This is a genomic window from Cellvibrio sp. ARAG 10.3, assembly GCF_051846955.1.
Taxonomy (GTDB): domain Bacteria; phylum Pseudomonadota; class Gammaproteobacteria; order Pseudomonadales; family Cellvibrionaceae; genus Cellvibrio.
This window is the reverse complement of record NZ_JBPYCU010000058.1, coordinates 1-1,610: the sequence shown is the minus strand read 5'-3', so window position 1 is coordinate 1,610 and position 1,610 is coordinate 1. Positions and strand designations below refer to the sequence as shown.

General features: G+C 49.6%; 3 protein-coding genes. All 3 read right to left on the bottom strand.

Translation table 11 applies throughout. The features are described from left to right. Positions 1-195: 195 nt before the first annotated feature. The gene (locus ACSV5M_RS21730) at positions 196-597 is read right to left on the bottom strand and encodes a hypothetical protein (protein WP_439178948.1); all 402 of its coding nucleotides are present in this window, start codon (positions 595-597) and stop codon (positions 196-198) included. A gap of 202 nt (positions 598-799) precedes the next feature. After that, positions 800-1,129 (bottom strand): hypothetical protein, encoded by a 330-nt coding sequence (locus ACSV5M_RS21725; RefSeq protein ID WP_439178947.1) that lies wholly within the window; start codon positions 1,127-1,129, stop codon positions 800-802. A 111-nt stretch (positions 1,130-1,240) separates the two neighbouring features. Continuing rightward, positions 1,241-1,438, bottom strand: a complete 198-nt coding sequence (locus ACSV5M_RS21720; RefSeq protein ID WP_439178946.1) for a hypothetical protein — start codon at positions 1,436-1,438, stop codon at positions 1,241-1,243. Positions 1,439-1,610 lie beyond the last annotated feature (172 nt).

Below are 1,610 nucleotides of genomic sequence, written 5' to 3'. Positions count from 1 at the left end.
CAGGCGCACGTACCGCGTTCAAGGTGCAACTAAAGGTAGTTGCCACCGTGAAGTGGGTTTGGGGGTATTGCCTCTTGTGAGGCAATACGATCAAAACCACTCTATTGCATGAGTAGGTTAGTGTTGTTTAACGTTAAAACTTGACCCGAAACAGCTCCGGTCTCTGTCAGCGCAGTAAAAAATGCTATGACATGGCTAACTCTCCCTATTTTCCTTGTTGAGTTCACTCAGCAAGAGCTTCCCAATTGATCGGGCCTCACCTGGAGGAATACCTTTGCAATCATGCACATCACGCGATAGCAAAAAAGGTTCAACACACTTCAAAGCGCGTGGTACAAACTCCCAATCAAAGGGCGCATCAAACTGATCTCCCGTAGCGGCATAGGCCCCTTCGACTGCAGGAGCTAGCACGGTCAGCACATAGTACCGAACGTGATTGGTGCCATAGGTATCGATCAGCACCCGATAGATGTCGCCTTCGGTTGCCGAGCGTGATAAGACTTCCTCCCAAACACACATAGCTGTCAGGGCAGTTTCAATATCCAACTGGCGAACTGGGCGGCTAGACTGAACGTCAGTCTCCTGAGAATTTTTCATAATGACTCTCCAAAAAAAGAGGAGTCATCCCCTGGGGAATGAACTCCCCACAGGGTTAAGCAACAGGTTGATACCCTGGCTTTCGCCAGCCGTCGAATTGCAGGTATCACATCGACGTTTTCAGGGTACGACTAACGTAGTCGCCACGGTGAAAGCACATTTTCCAAACACACTGACAATCAATGTTTTTAGAAAATGCCCCTCAAAGAGGGGCAACAAACGAATTGACTTGCCTGTTGATCACACTAATGCCTTGGGCCACGAGACGCTCTTCAAGAAAACCAACGAACGCAACGGCATGGCATTCCTGATAGAAGTCTGCGCACCAGACATGCACCAGCCCCCTGGCTGTGTAAATAGAAATAAAATCTGCGTTATCACGCAGTTCGGGATAAGGTCGCTCAACCACGTCACCGGTTGCTGTGTTAACAACGCAGCATTTGACAAGTATTTCCACTGGCTCCTGAGAAGAAGCTGAGGATGACTCGGATAAGGAACCTCTGACGGGGTTTTGGCTTGATAGATGGCTCATAGTGTTAAACCTCACAGACGCCCGCTCAGTGAAAGAGACAGACTTTGAGAAAGTCTGGTCGCGAGCCGTGTTGAAAATACCCCTCAAACTGCGAGGGGTGAAGTACGTAGGTTATGGATGTATTCCGTTCTTCAATTCAGCCAGCACCTTATCAAGCAAGGTCACTTCTTCTGGCTTCAACGAGCTAACACCGTGGTCATACGCCTTCAGTACAACAGCCGCTTCCTCGCGCGACAGCGTCACGGAAAAATTCAGCGTTGAAGGCAGGAATTGTTCGTAATAATCCAATTCCGGTGCTTGAAATATCATGGTGCTGATCCTCCTATTGCAATGGACGAGACGCTAACGGCCCGGTCTGGAAACTCACGCACGTACGCACTTTCGTCCGCCATGCATTCCGTCAAACCGCCTTCGCGTATTGCCCAGAACCATACATAACGCGAACCATCCGGTCGCGTTTGAATGCGGGTAATACAACCCA

Excerpts from the sequence above, each read along its gene's own strand:
- ACSV5M_RS21730 (WP_439178948.1), bottom strand. The coding sequence starts at position 597 with ATGAAAAATTCTCAGGAGACTGACGTTCAGTCTAGCCGCCCAGTTCGC.
- ACSV5M_RS21720 (WP_439178946.1), bottom strand. The coding sequence starts at position 1,438 with ATGATATTTCAAGCACCGGAATTGGATTATTACGAACAATTCCTGCCT.
- ACSV5M_RS21725 (WP_439178947.1), bottom strand. The coding sequence starts at position 1,129 with ATGAGCCATCTATCAAGCCAAAACCCCGTCAGAGGTTCCTTATCCGAG.